Origin of the sequence: Pantoea anthophila (genome assembly GCF_026104315.1) — a bacterium.
GTDB lineage: Bacteria > Pseudomonadota > Gammaproteobacteria > Enterobacterales > Enterobacteriaceae > Pantoea > Pantoea anthophila.
This window is the reverse complement of record NZ_CP110473.1, coordinates 2,501,507-2,516,803: the sequence shown is the minus strand read 5'-3', so window position 1 is coordinate 2,516,803 and position 15,297 is coordinate 2,501,507. Positions and strand designations below refer to the sequence as shown.

General features: G+C 63.1%; 19 protein-coding genes. 18 read left to right on the top strand and 1 reads right to left on the bottom strand.

Annotation, left to right across the window (positions count from 1 at the left end; all coding sequences use genetic code 11):
- The first annotated feature begins 194 nt into the window (after window positions 1–194).
- The 18 genes from OJ965_RS14215 to OJ965_RS14130 all read left to right on the top strand — a co-directional run bounded on the left by OJ965_RS14215 (window position 195) and on the right by OJ965_RS14130 (window position 14,127).
- On the top strand, window positions 195–926 hold the full coding sequence (locus OJ965_RS14215; RefSeq protein WP_265136507.1) for a beta-ketoacyl synthase chain length factor: 732 nt from the start codon (window positions 195–197) through the stop codon (window positions 924–926).
- Window positions 919–1,719 carry a lysophospholipid acyltransferase family protein gene (locus tag OJ965_RS14210; RefSeq protein WP_009090948.1) on the top strand — a complete coding sequence of 267 codons (801 nt, stop codon included), beginning with the start codon at window positions 919–921 and terminating at the stop codon, window positions 1,717–1,719. Before OJ965_RS14215 ends, OJ965_RS14210 begins: the two co-directional genes overlap by 8 nt.
- Before the next feature lie 13 nt (window positions 1,720–1,732).
- The gene (locus OJ965_RS14205; protein WP_009090946.1) at window positions 1,733–1,990 is read left to right on the top strand and encodes a phosphopantetheine-binding protein; all 258 of its coding nucleotides are present in this window, start codon (window positions 1,733–1,735) and stop codon (window positions 1,988–1,990) included.
- Window positions 1,991–2,006: 16 nt separating this feature from the next.
- Entirely contained in the window at window positions 2,007–2,261 is a 255-nt protein-coding gene (locus tag OJ965_RS14200; protein WP_265136504.1) for an acyl carrier protein, read from the top strand.
- Window positions 2,262–2,268: 7 nt separating this feature from the next.
- On the top strand, window positions 2,269–2,832 hold the full coding sequence (locus OJ965_RS14195) for a COG4648 family protein (protein ID WP_046101575.1): 564 nt from the start codon (window positions 2,269–2,271) through the stop codon (window positions 2,830–2,832).
- Window positions 2,829–4,148, top strand: coding sequence for an AMP-binding protein (locus tag OJ965_RS14190; RefSeq protein WP_265136502.1), 1,320 nt, complete (start codon window positions 2,829–2,831; stop codon window positions 4,146–4,148). The genes OJ965_RS14195 and OJ965_RS14190 overlap by 4 nt, the downstream gene beginning before the upstream one ends.
- Window positions 4,135–4,482, top strand: coding sequence for a 3-hydroxyacyl-ACP dehydratase FabZ family protein (locus OJ965_RS14185; protein WP_111208054.1), 348 nt, complete (start codon window positions 4,135–4,137; stop codon window positions 4,480–4,482). Before OJ965_RS14190 ends, OJ965_RS14185 begins: the two co-directional genes overlap by 14 nt.
- A complete protein-coding gene (locus OJ965_RS14180) occupies window positions 4,476–6,185 on the top strand; it encodes a glycosyltransferase family 2 protein (protein ID WP_154927871.1) in 1,710 nt (569 codons plus the stop codon). Before OJ965_RS14185 ends, OJ965_RS14180 begins: the two co-directional genes overlap by 7 nt.
- Window positions 6,178–6,591, top strand: a complete 414-nt coding sequence (locus OJ965_RS14175; RefSeq protein ID WP_009090934.1) for an acyl-CoA thioesterase — start codon at window positions 6,178–6,180, stop codon at window positions 6,589–6,591. The genes OJ965_RS14180 and OJ965_RS14175 overlap by 8 nt, the downstream gene beginning before the upstream one ends.
- Window positions 6,585–7,193 carry a LolA family protein gene (locus tag OJ965_RS14170; RefSeq protein WP_265136497.1) on the top strand — a complete coding sequence of 203 codons (609 nt, stop codon included), beginning with the start codon at window positions 6,585–6,587 and terminating at the stop codon, window positions 7,191–7,193. Before OJ965_RS14175 ends, OJ965_RS14170 begins: the two co-directional genes overlap by 7 nt.
- Entirely contained in the window at window positions 7,180–9,486 is a 2,307-nt protein-coding gene (locus OJ965_RS14165) for an MMPL family transporter (RefSeq protein WP_265136495.1), read from the top strand. Before OJ965_RS14170 ends, OJ965_RS14165 begins: the two co-directional genes overlap by 14 nt.
- Complete coding sequence (locus OJ965_RS14160) at window positions 9,483–10,055, top strand: DUF3261 domain-containing protein (protein ID WP_111208051.1); 573 nt, start codon at window positions 9,483–9,485, stop codon at window positions 10,053–10,055. The genes OJ965_RS14165 and OJ965_RS14160 overlap by 4 nt, the downstream gene beginning before the upstream one ends.
- On the top strand, window positions 10,052–11,212 hold the full coding sequence (locus OJ965_RS14155; protein WP_265136490.1) for a beta-ketoacyl-[acyl-carrier-protein] synthase family protein: 1,161 nt from the start codon (window positions 10,052–10,054) through the stop codon (window positions 11,210–11,212). The genes OJ965_RS14160 and OJ965_RS14155 overlap by 4 nt, the downstream gene beginning before the upstream one ends.
- Window positions 11,202–11,678: a hotdog family protein gene (locus OJ965_RS14150; protein WP_265136488.1), complete on the top strand. Its 477-nt coding sequence runs from the start codon at window positions 11,202–11,204 to the stop codon at window positions 11,676–11,678. The genes OJ965_RS14155 and OJ965_RS14150 overlap by 11 nt, the downstream gene beginning before the upstream one ends.
- A complete protein-coding gene (locus OJ965_RS14145) occupies window positions 11,675–12,406 on the top strand; it encodes a 3-ketoacyl-ACP reductase FabG2 (protein WP_009090924.1) in 732 nt (243 codons plus the stop codon). Before OJ965_RS14150 ends, OJ965_RS14145 begins: the two co-directional genes overlap by 4 nt.
- The gene (locus tag OJ965_RS14140; RefSeq protein WP_009090922.1) at window positions 12,403–13,638 is read left to right on the top strand and encodes a beta-ketoacyl-ACP synthase; all 1,236 of its coding nucleotides are present in this window, start codon (window positions 12,403–12,405) and stop codon (window positions 13,636–13,638) included. The genes OJ965_RS14145 and OJ965_RS14140 overlap by 4 nt, the downstream gene beginning before the upstream one ends.
- A gap of 131 nt (window positions 13,639–13,769) precedes the next feature.
- On the top strand, window positions 13,770–13,913 hold the full coding sequence (locus tag OJ965_RS14135) for a hypothetical protein (protein WP_009090920.1): 144 nt from the start codon (window positions 13,770–13,772) through the stop codon (window positions 13,911–13,913).
- Window positions 13,914–13,953: 40 nt separating this feature from the next.
- Window positions 13,954–14,127: a hypothetical protein gene (locus OJ965_RS14130; RefSeq protein ID WP_009090919.1), complete on the top strand. Its 174-nt coding sequence runs from the start codon at window positions 13,954–13,956 to the stop codon at window positions 14,125–14,127.
- Here the strand turns inward: OJ965_RS14130 and OJ965_RS14125 are convergent.
- Window positions 14,115–15,278 (bottom strand): glycoside hydrolase family 1 protein, encoded by a 1,164-nt coding sequence (locus tag OJ965_RS14125; protein ID WP_046101584.1) that lies wholly within the window; start codon window positions 15,276–15,278, stop codon window positions 14,115–14,117. The genes OJ965_RS14130 and OJ965_RS14125 overlap by 13 nt on opposite strands.
- Window positions 15,279–15,297: the final 19 nt, after the last annotated feature.

Here is a 15,297-nt window from a genome sequence, read left to right as displayed (position 1 = left end):
ACCTGAGTATAAAGATTGGCTCCACCCGGCCGACAAATCAGATGAGCTGCTATTGCTGAACCTCAGCATAAACCTCTACCGTGAACGCCCGTGGCGCGATCGGCAGAGGCGTTCAGCAATGCACTTTTCTGCACCGGGCAGGCGTAACGTCCTGATAATTGCTGACACCACACGTTTGACGAAAGAATGTTGAGATGAGACTCGCTTACTCACTGCTCGACTGGCAGGCCATGGCTCCAGGATTACAGGGGCACGAGGCGTGGCAGAACTGGGCGCGACAGGGCACCGCTATCGATCCCGCAGGAGAGATGGCGAAACCGCAGTTTTTACCGATGATGACCGCGCGTCGTCTGAGCGGCGGCAGTCGTGCGGCGGTTGAGTGCGGGCTGGCACTGCTGGCCCGGCAGCGGGTGGACGCGATCGTCTTCACCAGCCGTCACGGCGAACTGGAGCGTAACCTGCGCATCCTCACCACGCTGGCCGATCAGCAGATGATGTCACCCACTGATTTTGCCATGTCGGTTCACAACTCGGCGGTGGGCAGCCTGACTATTGCGGCCAAAGCGCCACTGGTCTCCACCTCCATCGCCGCCGGCATCGACTCTTTCCAGCAGGGATTGATTGAAGTCAGCGCCCTGCATCAGGCGGGTTATCAGCAGGTGCTGCTGGTCGATTTCGACGGCTGCGTGCCCGATTATTATCAACACTGGCTGCCGGAGCAGGGCATGAATGTGCCTTATGCGGTGGCGCTGCTGCTGGGTAAAGGCGAGGCATTGTGCTGCAGCGGTCGCCCTGAACCGGCGCAGACCCACGCGCCGCTGTGGCCGCAGAGCCTGCGTTTTCTGCAGCAGTGGCTGGCGGCGTCGCCCGCGTTCAGCCTGCCGGGTGAACGCCTGACATGGCACTGGGAGAGAGAAGATGGCTGACTGTTCACAACCGGCACTCTGCGCGGGCAGCCGCCTGAACTACTGCTGGCGTCTGGTGATGACCGCGCTGAGTTTCACGCTGTTTGGCCTGGGTGGACTGCTGCTGTCGCTGGTGGGCTTCAATCTGCTGCTGCTGGTTCAGCGTGATTCCCTGCGCCGCCGTCTGCTGGCCCGACGCGCTATCGCGTTCAGCTTCCGCTGCTTTCTTCGGTTCTGCCGCCTGACCGGGGTCTACGACTACCGCATCGAAGGCGCTGAGCTGCTGCAGCAGGATCGCGGCTGCCTGATCGTGGCCAACCATCCCTCGCTGATCGATTACGTGATGATCGCCTCGGTGCTGCCGGAGATGGATTGTCTGGTGAAGGCCGATCTGCAAAAGAATCCTTTTATGCGTGGGGTGATCCGCGCGGCCGACTACCTGATCAACAGTGAAGCGGAGACGCTGCTGCCCGACAGTCAGCAGCGCCTGGCGCGCGGCGACAATATCCTGATCTTTCCGGAAGGCACCCGCACCCGCTACGGTCAGCCGCTCTCCCTGCAGCGGGGCGCCGCCAATATCGCCGTGCGCGCCGGCTGCGATCTGCGCGTCGTCCACATCACCTGCAGCCAGCGCATGCTCGATAAGCAGAGCCGCTGGTATCAGATTCCGCCAGTTAAACCGCTGTTTACTGTGCGTGTACAACCGCGAATCGACAGTCAGTCGTTTTGTGAAAGCAATCCCGATGCGCAGCCGCTGGCCGCGCGTCGCCTGACCCGCCATTTACAACAGGCGCTGGTCCCCCAGAACAGGTAAGACGAAAACCGGTATGGATGTATTAATCAACGATATCAAACAGATGATTATCGACACGCTGAACCTTGAAGATCTCAGCCCCGAGGATATTGAGACCGAAGATGCGCTGTTTGGCGACGGCCTCGGCCTGGACTCAATTGACGCGCTGGAGCTTGGCCTGGCGGTGAAAAATCGCTACGGCGTGACGCTCTCTGCGGAGAGTGAAACCCTGCGTGCCCACTTCTTCTCTGTTGCGACGCTGGCAGCGTTCGTCAACCAACAGCGCAGCTGAACGCGGAGACCATTTTATGATGAAAAAAGAAGAGATTTATCAGGAAGTTTCGGCCCTGCTGACCAGCCTGTTTGAAATTGCGCCGGAGGATATCCATCCTGAGGCCCGCCTGTATGAGGATCTCGAACTCGACAGCATCGATGCCGTCGATATGGTGGTTCACCTGCAGAAACGCACCGGTCGTAAAATCAAACCGGAAACCTTCCGCGCGGTGCGAACCGTGCAGGACGTGGTCGATGCGGTCGAACAACTGATGCGCGAAGACGCCTGATCCCGCCGTGCCTGCTGCCACTCTTCGCCTGCTCAATCTGCTGACGCTGCTGGCCTGGCCGTTGCTGGTCTGGCTGGCGCTCACCCAGCCGCGCTGGCAGGGACTTTTCTGGCTGCTGGCGCTGCTGTTTGGGCTGCGCTGGCTGCAGCTGCGTCGTCAGCATACGGCCATGGGGGCGGTGATGGGCTGGCTGGCCCTGCTCGGCGCGCTGCTCTGTATCAGCAGTCAGCTGCTGCGCTCGCAGCATCTGCTGCTGTGGTATCCGGTGGCGGTCAATCTGGCGATGCTGCTGCTGTTTGGCGCCTCGCTCTGGAGCGCGATGCCGCTGGTGGAACGTATCGCCCGACTGCGTGAGCCCGTGCTTCCGCCTGCTGCGGTGCGCTACACCCGCCGCGTCACCCAAATCTGGTGCCTGTTCTTTATCGGCAATGGCAGCATGGCGCTCTTCACCTGCCTGCTGGGGAATCTGCGACTCTGGACATTGTGGAACGGCGCGATCAGCTATCTGCTTATCGCCGCGCTGATGGGCGCGGAGTGGTGCGTCCGTCAGCGCGTGAGGCGCAAAGCATGAGAGTGGCCGACTGGCTGACGGGCGCCGACCGGGAAGTCGCCTGGCGGGGCGATCAGACGCTGATGCTCAGCACCATGCGCCGTCAGGTGCTGGCGCTCAGCCAGCGCTTAGCGGCAGAGGCGGGCACACACTGGGCGCTCTGTTTTGACGACAGCTACCGCTTCTGCGTGGCGCTGCTGGCGAGCTGGTATGCCGGTAAAACGCCGGTGATGCCGGGTCATGCCCGCGCCGCGCTGCTCGATGAGATGCAGGATCGGCTGGATGGCGTGCTGTGCGACATGCCGCTGGCGGTCAGCCTGCCACGGCTGGCGTGGGATGAGGCCGAAGCGCAGGGCGCGCTGCCGCCGCTGCCGGAGAGGGCTGAGCTGGTGCTGTTCACATCGGGTTCAACCGGCACGCCACGTCAGGTGGTAAAGTCCCTGGCGGTGATGGAGCAGGAGAGCCGCTGGCTCTGCGCCCTGTGGGGTGAACAGCTCCGGGCGTGCCGGGTGATTGCTTCGGTCAGCCATCAGCACCTGTATGGTTTATCGTTCCGGATCTTTCTGCCGATGACGCTGGCGCGCCCGTTCGCCGCCCAGCCGCTGTTTTATGGCGAACAGCTGGCTCAGCTTCCGCGTCACTGGCGCTATGCCTTTATCAGCAGTCCCGCTTTTTTATCGCGGCTGGACAGGTCGCTGCAGACGCCCGCCTGTGAACTGATTGTCTCCGCCGGTGGCGCGCTGCGCGCATCGGATGCTGAGCAGGTCTGGCAGCGCTTTGGCTGTCGGGTCAGTGAGATCTATGGCAGCACCGAAACCGGCACCCTGGCCTGGCGTCAGTGGGCGCGGCCCGGGGAGGCGTGGCGCTGTTTCCCCGGCGTCCGGCTGGAGGAGGTGAGTCCCGATCGCTGGCAGGTCTGGTCGCCGCTGATTGCCGCAGCGGACGGCATCCCGCTGGACGATCGCCTGCACAAACAGCCGGACGGCGGTTTTCAGCTGGCAGGCCGCCATGACCGCATTGTCAAAATCGCGGACAAGCGCATCTCTCTCAGTGAGATTGAGCGCCGTCTGCGGGATTTGCCGGAGATAGAGGATGCCGTGGCGCTGGTGGTGACCCGCCATGAACGGCAGGCGATAGGCGTCGTGCTTTCGCCCACCCGACCGCTGGATGAGGCGGCGCTGCATCAGCGCCGTCAGCAGTGGAAACAGCAGCTGCAACGCTGGCTGGAGCCACTGGCCATGCCACGCTACTGGCGGGTTGTGGCCACCATTCCGGTCACCGCACAGAGCAAACGCGCCTGGCCGCAAATAGAGGAACTTTTTCATGTTGCCGATTGAACGCAGCCGAACGTTACAGGCGAACAGCGTCACGCTGACGTTAGAGGTTGAGCCGGGACTGTTCTGGTTTCAGGGTCACTTCCCGACCCTGCCCATTCTGCCCGGCGTGGCACAGCTGGATTGGGTGATGCACTATGGTCTGCTGCTGCTTGCTCCCGGCAGGCAGTTTGCGGCCATCGATAACATCAAATTCCAGCAGCCGGTACCCCCCGGCGCGCTGCTGCAGCTGCACCTTGAGTGGCACGCCGAAAAATCGCGCCTGAGTTTTCGCTACAGCCTGCTGAGTGAAGCGGGCGAGCAGAGTGCCAGCAGCGGGAAGATCGCGCTGTGTTAACGACTGCGTTCTCACCCTGCGTCGTGATCCCCTGCTACAACCACGGCGCGATGATGGCGTCGGTGCTGGCGCGGCTGGCTCCCTTTAACCTGCCGATCATTGTGGTGGATGATGGCAGCGATGCGGCGACCCAGCTGCAGCTGGCGACGCTGCACGCCCCGCATCTCAGCCTGCTGCGGCTCGACACCAATCAGGGCAAAGGGGCGGCGGTGATCCACGGCCTGCGGGCCGCGGCGGCGCGCGGTTTCACCCACGCGGTTCAGCTCGACGCGGACGGTCAGCATCAGGCGGAAGATCTGCCGTTAATGCTTGCGGAAGCGGCGCGTTATCCCGATGCGCTGATCTCCGGTCAGCCGCTCTACGATGACTCCATCCCCAAATCACGCCTGTATGGCCGCTACATTACCCATTTCTGGGTCTGGATTGAGACGCTGTCGCTGTCGATCCGCGACAGCATGTGCGGCTTCCGCGTCTATCCGCTGGCCGCCACGCTGGCACTGTGCGACCGCCGGCCTGTCGGACAGCGCATGGATTTCGACACTGAAATCATGGTGCGGCTCTACTGGCAGGGCACCCGCAGTCGCTTTATCCCGACCCGCGTCACCTATCCGGTCAGCGGGCTGTCGCACTTCGATGCCCTCTATGACAACCTGCGCATCTCCTGGATGCACACCCGGCTCTTTTTCGGCATGCTACCGCGGATCCCCCGCCTGCTGGCGATGCGCAGACCGCAGACGCACTGGTCTGTGGAAACGGAACGGCGCGGGCAGTGGGGATTGCGCTTTATGCTGGCCGTCTATCGCTACGGTGGACGCCTGCCTTTTACCCTGCTGCTCTGGCCGGTGGTGGCGGTTTACTGGCTGAGTGGCCAGCGTGCGCGCAGCGCCTCCCGGCAGTGGCTGGCGCAGGTCAGCCACGCCGCGCAGCAGCGGCAGATTGCGCTGCCGGCCCGGCTTAACAGCTATCGCCATTTCCTGCGGTTTGGCGGCGCGATGCTGGATAAAGTGGCCAGCTGGCGTGGCGATCTGCGCTGGGGGCGTGATATCGATTTTGCACCGGGTGCGGAAGCGATGATCCGCACGCCCGCACCGCAGGGGAAGCTGATTCTGGCCTCCCACCTGGGGGATATCGAAGCCTGCCGCGCCATGGCGCAGCAGGTCAGCGGTCTGGTGATTAACGCGCTGGTCTTTACCGACAACGCCCGTCGTTTCCGCGCGGTGCTGGAGACCATTGCCCCGCAGGCCGGAGTGAATCTGATGCCGGTCAGCGACATCGGGCCGGAGACGGCGATCCTGCTGCAACAGAAACTGGATGCGGGCGAATGGGTCGCGATCGTCGGGGATCGCACAGCGGTCAATCCGCAGCGTGGCGGCGAGCGACGGGTGATCTGGAGCGACTTTCTCGGCCGTCCCGCCCCCTTTCCGCAGGGGCCCTTTGTGCTGGCGGCCGCGCTGCGCTGTCCGGTGCTGCTGATGTTTGCCCTGCAGCAACAGGGTAAACTGCGCATTCACTGTGAGCGCTTCGCCGATCCGCTGCTGTTGCCGCGTGCGCAACGCCAGCAGGCGCTGCAGGAGGCGGTGGATCGCTATGCGGCGCGGCTGGCCCATTACGCGCTGCTGGCACCACTCGACTGGTTTAACTTTTTTGATTTCTGGACGCTGCCTGATCCGCAGGCGCACCACAAGGAGTCTGACCATGACTGAACATCAGGCTGACGTCGTCCTGACCGTCTCGTTTCACGACTGCGATCCCATGGGGGTGGTCTGGCACGGCAACTACTTCCGCTTCTTTGAAGTCGCGCGCGAAGCCCTGCTGCGCAGCATCAACTACAGCTATGCCGAAATGGCGGCCAGCGGCTACGTCTGGCCGGTGGTCGACACCCGGGTCAAATACCGTCATCCGCTGCGCTGTGAAGAGACGATTCGCGTCAGCGCCCGGATTACGGAGTTTGAGAATCGCCTGCGCATCGACTATGAGGTGCGAAACGCCGCCGGTCAGATCACCACTAAGGCACACACCCTGCAGGTGGCGGTGGAGCAGGAGAGTCAGGCCATGTGCTTTGTTTCACCCGATATCTTACTGGAACGTTTAGGAGTGAAAGGATGCTGAAAATCATGCTAACCGGCCTGCTGCTGTGGGCCAGTGCCGCCAGCGCGGTCACGCTGGATCAGCTGCAGCAGCGTTTTGCCAGCCAGCCGGTGATCCGGGCAGACTTTACCCAGACGCGCACCATTGCCGGGATGCGTCAGCCGCTGGTGTCGCACGGGCAGATGCTGATCGCGCGTCAGCAGGGACTGTGGTGGCATCAGCAGACCCCCTTTGTGATGACGCTGCTGCTGGATGATAAGCGCATGGTGCAGAGCCTGAGCGGGCAGAAGCCGCAGGTGATCACTGCCGACAGTAACCCGCAGATGTTCCAGTTCAACCGTTTGCTGCGGGCGCTGTTCCAGGCCGATCAGCAGGTGCTGAATCAGAACTTCACGGTGGCCTTCAGCGATCGCGGCAACGGTGCCTGGGCGCTGGAGCTGACCCCGAAAGCGGCGCCGCTTAACAGAATCTTTAACCGTATCTCGCTGGCGGGCAATGCGTTTCTGGACAGCATCCGGCTGGACGATAAGCAGGGTGATAAAACGCTGATTCAGCTCAGCAATACCCGTACTGAACCGCCGCAGCTGAGCGACGAGGAGCAGGCGCGTTTTGCCGGGCCGTAACGATCGACGGCTTGCCATCTTCTGGCTTGCCATTTGCCTGCTGCTGGCGGCGGCGCTCTCTTTTCTGCTGCCGCGCAGCCAGCTCAACAGCAGCGTGCTGGCACTGCTGCCGCAGCAGAATCTGGGGGCTGCGCCGCCCGCGCTGCAGCAGGCCTTTATGCAGCGGCTGGATCGCCAGCTGGTGTGGCTGATTTCACCCGGTGAAGAGGACGATCCCGGCATCGCGGCCTGGTGGCAGGCGCAGCTGCGCGCGCTGCCTGACCTCAGGCAGGTGCAGGGCGATCTCGATGCCGGGCAGCAGGAGGCGTGGGGCCGGTTTGCCTGGCAACACCGTAATGGCCTGATCGACGAGGCGACGCGCAGCCGCTTGCAGAACGGCGGCGGGGCGCAGGCGGAGTGGCTGCTGGCGCAGCTCTTCTCGGCATTTTCGGGTGTCAGCAGCAAAGAGCTGCAGGGCGATCCGCTGATGCTGGTGCGGGGGGCGCAGCTGGCGCTGGCGCAGAATGCCGGACGTCTGACGCTGCACAACGGCTGGCTGACGGTGCGCGATGCGCAGGGACGGCAGTGGTATTTCCTGCACGCTGAACTGGCGAATAACGCTTTCAGTATGCAGCAAAGTCATGCGCTGGTGACACGGCTCAGCGCGCTGGAGCAGCAGCTGAAAGCCCGCTGGCCGCAGGCGAAACTGCTGACGCGCGGCACGGTGCTGTTCAGCGACAACGCCAGCCAGCGGGCGCAGCATGATGTCAGAACGCTGGGCAGCATGACGCTGGGGGGCGTTATCCTGCTGGTGCTGCTGGTCTTCCGCTCACTGCGACCACTGCTGCTCGCGGTGACCTCCGTAGCGGTGGGAGCCATGACCGGCACGGTGGTGACGCTGCTCTGCTTCGGGGAACTGCATCTGATGACGCTGGTGATGAGCCTGAGCATTGTCGGCATCTCCGCCGACTACACCCTCTATTATCTCACCGAGCGGATGGTTCACAGCGATCAGCAGACGCCGTGGGAGAGTCTGCGTAAAGTGCGCGGCACGCTGCTGCTGGCGCTGGGCACCACGGCGATCGCCTGGCTGCTGATGCTGCTGGCTCCGTTCCCCGGACTGCGTCAGCTGGCGGTGTTTGCCGCCAGCGGCTTAACGGCCTCCTGCCTGACGGTGATTCTGATCTATCCATGGCTGGTGCGCGGTCTGCCGGTGCGTCCGGTGCCGCTGATGGTGCCGCTGGCTCGCTGGCTCGCCGCCTGGCGACGGCAGCGCGGGCTGCGCGTCGGCTTACCGCTGGCGCTGGCGATGTTCGCCGCCACCGGTATCGCCCGGCTGAATGTGGATGATGATATCGCCCATCTGCAGAGTGCGCCGGCCTCGCTGCTGGCACAGGATCGCCAGCTGGCTGCCCTGACGGGGCAGCGAGCCGATCAGACCTGGTTTGTGGTCTGGGGCGATGACGCGCAGCAGACCCTGCTGCGGCTGGAAAAACTGGCACCGGATCTTCGCAGGGCAGAGCAGCAGGGCTGGCTGCAGGGCTATCGTCTGCTGCCGCTGCGATCGCTGGCGCAGCAGCAGCAGGATCGCCAGCTGTTGCAACAGGCCGTGCCCACCGTGACGAGCCGCCTGCAGCAGGCGGGGATTGCCCTGGCTGCGCCGGATCTCTCCCCGATGCCGGTGACGCCCGCGGCGTGGCTGGCCAGTCCGCTGAGTGAGGGGTGGCGACTGCTGTGGCTGACGCTGCCGGATGGCCGCAGCGGCGTGCTGATCCCCACCAGCGGCGTCAGAAACAGCGCCGCCCTCGCAGCGCTCGCGGCGCAGCATAGCGGCGTCAGCTGGATTGACCGCAAGGCGGGTTACGACAGGCTGTTCAGTTTCTGGCGCACCCTGCTGACCGGCCTGCTGGCGCTGGCGCTGCTGTTCATCACGCTGACGTTTGTGCTGCGTCTGGGCCTGCGCGCGGGCTTACGCAGCGCGCTGCCGTCGGCGCTGTCGCTGGCGGTGGCGCTGGCCACGCTGGGCTGGATCGGCGCGTCACTGAATCTCTTTGCGCTGCTGGCGCTGATTCTGGTGCTGGGCATCGGCATTAACTACACGCTCTTTTTCAGCAATCCGCAGGGGACGCCCCTGACGTCGTTGCTGGCGGTGTCGCTGGCGATGATCACGACGTTACTGACGCTGGGCATGCTGGTCTTCAGCAGCACCAGCGCGATTGCCAGTTTTGGCACTGTTTTATGCAGCGGCATTTTCAGCGCTTTCCTGCTGTCGCCGCTGGCGATGCGACCCACCCGATCAAGGAGTAAACGATGATCCGCGCCGCCTCTCTTCTGCTGACGGCGCTGCTGCTCAGCGCCTGCGCCGGACCGGCACCTGACAGCAGCCGTCCCACCGCCTGGCTGAAACCGGGCGTAAAGGTTACGCTGCCGCCGCCGGGTATCCATCCCGCTTTTCAGCAGCAGCAATTACTGACCGGACAGGTCAAAGGTCAGAGTCAGTCGCTGCTGGTGCTGCTCAGCGCCGATGAGCAGCAGATCGATCTGGCCGGACTCTCCTCGGTCGGCATTCGCCTGTTCAGCCTGCGCTACGATGCCCGTGGCATTCACACCCAGCAGCTGATGCCGCTGCCGCAGATGCCGCCAGCCAGCCAGGTGCTGGCTGACATCATGCTCAGCTACTGGCCGCGGGACGTGTGGCTGAAACAGCTGCCGTCCGGCTGGCGGCTGGAGGATCAGGGGTTAAAGCGCCGGCTGTTCGATGCCGATAACCAGCTGGTGACCGAAATTGATTACCTGCAACGCGGCTCTCTGCGCCAGCCGATCAGCATCCGCCAGCATGCGTTTGGCTATCAGATCCGCATTCAACATCTGGACGCCTCATGATTTACCTCTCCGCCTTCGGCATGCTGAATGCGCTGGGCAATAACAACCGGGAAATTGCCACCCATCTGCAACAGGGCATCGCGCCCGGCATGCAGCGCTGTGACGGCTGGCTGAGCGGCGAGCGCAGCTGCTGGCTTGGCCGCGTTGTGGGCGAGCTGCCGCCGGTTCCGGCTGCCCTACGCGCGCACAACACCCGCAATAATCAGCTGCTGCTGGCGGCGCTGGCGCAGATCCGCCCGGCACTCGACGCGGCCGTGGCGCGCTATGGGGCTGACCGGGTCGCGATCGTGCTGGGCACCAGTACCTCGGGTGTGGATGAGGGCGATCGCCAGATTGGTGCGCCTCAGCCTGACTATCACTATCAGATGCAGGAGCTGGGCGATCCTTCCCGATTTCTGGCGCACTACCTGCAACTGAATGGCCCGGCCTATACCATTTCGACCGCCTGCTCCTCCAGCGCCCGCGCCGTGATCAGCGGTGAGCGACTCATCGCAGCCGGTCTGGTGGATGTGGCGCTGGTGGGCGGGGCGGACTCGCTGAGCCGGATGCCGATTAACGGATTCGACAGCCTTGCCTCGCTCTCTGAACGTCGCTGCGCGCCTTTCAGCCGCGATCGTGACGGCATCTCTATCGGTGAAGGGGCGGCGCTGATGCTGCTGACGCGTGAACCGCAGCCGCTGGCGCTGCTGGGCGCAGGCGAATCGTCTGACGCCTGGCACATGTCCGCGCCGCATCCGCAGGGCGAAGGCGCTGAACGGGCGATGTGTATGGCGCTGCAGCAGGCGGCGCTGTCGCCGCAGCAGGTCGGCTATATCAATCTGCATGGCACGGCGACGCCGCTCAACGACCAGATGGAAGCCGGTGTTATCGCGCGTCTGTTTGGTAACCGTGTGCCGTGCAGCTCGACCAAGCACCTGACCGGCCATACGCTCGGCGCGGCAGGTATCTGCGAAGCGGCGCTCAGCGCCCTGATCCTGCAGGAGAATCTGCCCCTGCCTGCCCAGGATTTCCGGGCGGCGGCACAGGATGAGACGCTGCCGGATTGTGGCCTGCTGTTACAGCCGCAGGCGCTGGAGCGGCCGATCATCGCCTCAAATTCATTCGCCTTTGGCGGCAATAACACCTGTCTGATACTGGGACGCCCCGATGACTTTTAATTCTCCCGCCGCGTACTGGCTGCCCCACGCCGCACCCATGCTGCTGCTCGATCAGCTGATTAGCGTTGACGATGATCAGGTTCACTGTCAGGTCTCGACCTGCACCGGTGGCGTCCTGACGCCCTTTCTGACGCCGCAGGGCGAACTGCCCGCCTGGTTTGGCGTTGAGATGATGGCGCAGACCGTGGGCGTCTGGTCAGGCTGGCATGCAAAGCAGGGCGGTGCCACCCTGATCCCCCCCGGTATGCTGCTCGGCGGACGCGGCTGGCGGGCGCATCAGCCCCATTTTCTCGCCCGCGCCACGCTGGATATCAGAATGACGCTGCTGATGCGCGACGACCGCATGGGCAGTTTTGAGGGCGACATTCGCCACGGCTCGCAGCTGCTGGCCAGCGGTCGTCTGAATACGTATCAACCCAATGAAGCAGAGTTACAGCAATTAATGTCACAAGGAAATCAACCATGACAGATTCGGTATTGGTGACGGGTGCCAGTAAAGGCATCGGCCGCGCAATTGCGCTGCGTCTCGCCCGGGATGGCTTTCAGGTTATCGTCCATTTCAACCGCGATCGGGCTGGCGCTGAGCAGTGCCTTGAGGCGATCGTCGCCGCAGGCGGCAGCGGTCGCGTTCTGGGATTTGATGTGGCCGATCGCGCCGCCACCCGCGCCGCGCTGGAGGCTGACATTGAGCAGCATGGTGCCTACTACGGTGTGGTCAGCAACGCGGGCATCACCCGAGATGCCGCTTTCCCGGCGCTGACGGATGAGGAGTGGGACAGCGTGATCCACACTAACCTCGACAGTTTTTACAACGTGATCCAGCCCTGCGTGATGCCGATGATCGCGCTGCGACGCGGGGGGCGTATCATCACGCTCTCCTCGGTGTCGGGGATGATGGGCAACCGCGGTCAGGTCAACTACAGCGCGGCAAAAGCGGGCATTATCGGTGCCACCAAAGCGCTGGCGATTGAACTGGCTAAGCGCAAAATCACCGTTAACTGCATTGCACCGGGTCTGATCGACACCGGGATGGAGGGGCTGGCCCCGCAGGTCATCGATGAGGCGATGAAGATCGTGCCGATGAAGCGCATGGGGGCGGCAGAAGAGGTCGCCGGGCTGGCGAGCTATCTGATGTCCGATATCGCGGGCTACGTGACGCGTCAGGTCATTTCGATCAATGGAGGCATGCTGTGATCCATCGTGTCGTCGTGACGGGCATGGGCGGCGTCACCGCCTTCGGGGAGTCCTGGGCTGAAGTCTCGGCGCGGATCCGGGCCGGCCGTAATGCCGTGCGCTTTATGCCGGAGTGGCAGGTCTATGACGGGCTGCATACGCTGCTGGGTGCACCGATTGATGACTTTGCGCTGCCGGCGCACTACACCCGCAAGCGCATCCGCGCGATGGGTCGCGTGTCGCTGCTGGCCACGCGCGCTACCGAGCTGGCGCTGACCCAGGCGGGCCTGATTGACCATCCGGTGCTGACCAGCGGTGAAACCGGTATCGCCTACGGCTCGTCGACCGGCAGCACCGGGCCGGTCAGCGAGTTCGCCACCATGCTGACGGAAAAGCACACCAACAATATTACCGGCACCACCTACGTCCAGATGATGCCACACACCACCGCCGTCAATGCCGGACTCTTTTTCGGCCTGCGCGGCCGGGTGATCCCGACGTCCAGCGCCTGCACCTCCGGCAGCCAGGCGATTGGTTACGCCTGGGAGGCGATTCGTCACGGCTATCAGACGGTGATGGTCGCTGGCGGGGCAGAGGAGCTCTGTCCGTCAGAAGCAGCGGTGTTCGACACCCTGTTTGCCACCAGTCAGCGCAACGATGCGCCCCACACCACGCCGGCACCTTTTGACCAGCAGCGTGATGGCCTGGTGATTGGTGAAGGCGCCGGAACGCTCATTCTGGAGTCGCTGGAACATGCGCAGGCGCGTGGCGCAACGATTTACGCGGAACTTACCGGCTTTCATACCAACTGCGACGCGGCGCACATCACCCAGCCGCAGCGGGAAACCATGCAGATCTGTATCGAGCGGGCGTTGCAAAGCGCCGGAATTACCGCCGCTGAAATCGGATATGTGAATGCGCACGGTACCGCCACTGAGCGGGGCGACATGGCTGAAAGTCTCGCCACGGCGGCGGTCTATGGCGACACGACACCCGTCTCATCGCTGAAATCCTATTTCGGCCATACGCTGGGGGCCTGTGGCGCGCTGGAAGCCTGGATGAGCATTGAGATGATGCGGGAAGGGTGGTTTGCGCCGACGCTGAACCTGACGCAGCCTGCCGCTGATGCCGGGCAGCTCGATTACATCATGGGCGCGCCCCGTGAGATTGAGACCGACTACATTCAGAGCAACAACTTTGCCTTTGGGGGCATCAACACCTCACTGATCTTCAGACGCTGGCGCGGCGCCTGATCACCGGCCCGTGCCGTCGGCACGGGCGGGTTTATTTCCCGGACGAAAGAAACAGACGTCACTCCGCCTTTCATCTACACTGTCACGCACCGCATCACTCCCGGCGGCCCATGCTTTTTCACAGGATAGTTATGTCGTTACCTTTGCCGCCCGATGATCACGATGAGCCGATTCGCCACTCCATGGACGATGCGCACTTTGCGATAGTGGTGCTTGCGGTGACCTCGGTAACGCTTATAATCTTCGTCCTGATGATTACGCTCTGGATGAGCTGACAGAGACCGCTGCGTCAGCGCAGGGAATAAGGAGAGGGCAATGGAATCCAGAGATGACAAATTGATCGCCATTATCGGTCTGCTGGCGGCCTGCCTGATCGGCGTTACCTTCCTGTTTACCATGGTCTGGCTGACCGATGTCCGGCATCCTGCCGATCCTTCACTCGACGTTCAGTCCTGCCACCCCAAAAAGCCACCCGCTCAGCACGTCTGATCGCGTGCCGTGAACCTGATCTGCTGGCTGCGCAGTATCAGCGCCAGGGCTTCATGCAGATTACGGTTGCCATTGGGGTCCGCTAATCCCAGCAACGGGCCAGGCGAACGGCGGTCATCCGCCCACGCGGGATACTCCACCACGGGATAGAGCGAAATGCCCTCTACGGCAATCCCCTGATCCAGCGCCACCGCCACGTTCTCACTGACCTCCTGCAGCCAGGGGGCACGGGCCTCGCCCTCCGCGCCGGTTTCGGCAATCAGCATCGGGCGCTGGAAGCGCTGCCAGCACTGCGCCAGCAGAATGTGCAGCGGCACCCGCTCCGGCTCCTCCAGCGACATCGGCTGATCGGGGAAAAACCAGTGGTTATCGGGATAGTAGTTGAGGCCGAGAATATCCAGGCAATCTTCGCTGCCGCCCAGCTCTTTATCCACGCGACCGGCCAGCATATCCCAGGCTTCGAACTGCGCCTGATGCTGGGCATCGGCGTAGGGTTTGCTGTCCGGATTAGTGGGATGATGGGCGATCTGCACCAGCGGGTCGGTCAGCACAAACCGCGCCCCCGGATAGACCTCCCGGATGGCATGGATCGCCGCCAGAGATGCACGCACCAGCTGGCGCTTCAGCTCTTTGCCGCGTCCTGCGGCATGCGGATTGAACCAGGCCACCTCCGCTCCGGCCCATGACCAGAATGAGATTTGATTAACCGGTGTAAAGAAGGGATTTTCAATGCCTTCATCGCGCATCAGCTGCGCCATTGCGCGGGCGAAACGGCTAAAATGGTCAACAAATTCCGCTTTCCAGATATTAAGATGATCCGGATAGCCAAAGTGAGCCAGCTCCCAGATGATCTCTACCTGCTGACGCCGTGCCGCCTCAACCATCGGCAGAAAGCTCTGCCAGTCATAGTGACCCGGCACCTTCTCAATCAGGTGCCAGCGTGCGCCGTCGCGGGCGGTCAGCAGATGCTGCTCAGCCAGGGCCGCATAATCCTTTTCCAGTAGCATGTCATGCCCGCTGCTGATGACCATATCGAGCCGTTTTCCGGGCGTGCGGCAGGCCGTGGAGCAGGGGAAGCTGCCCTGGAAAAAACTGCGAAACAGACGGGGATGGTGGCGCTGGCTGGCATCAAAAAGGGGGTGATGAGACATATTCCTCTCCTGCCGGAGC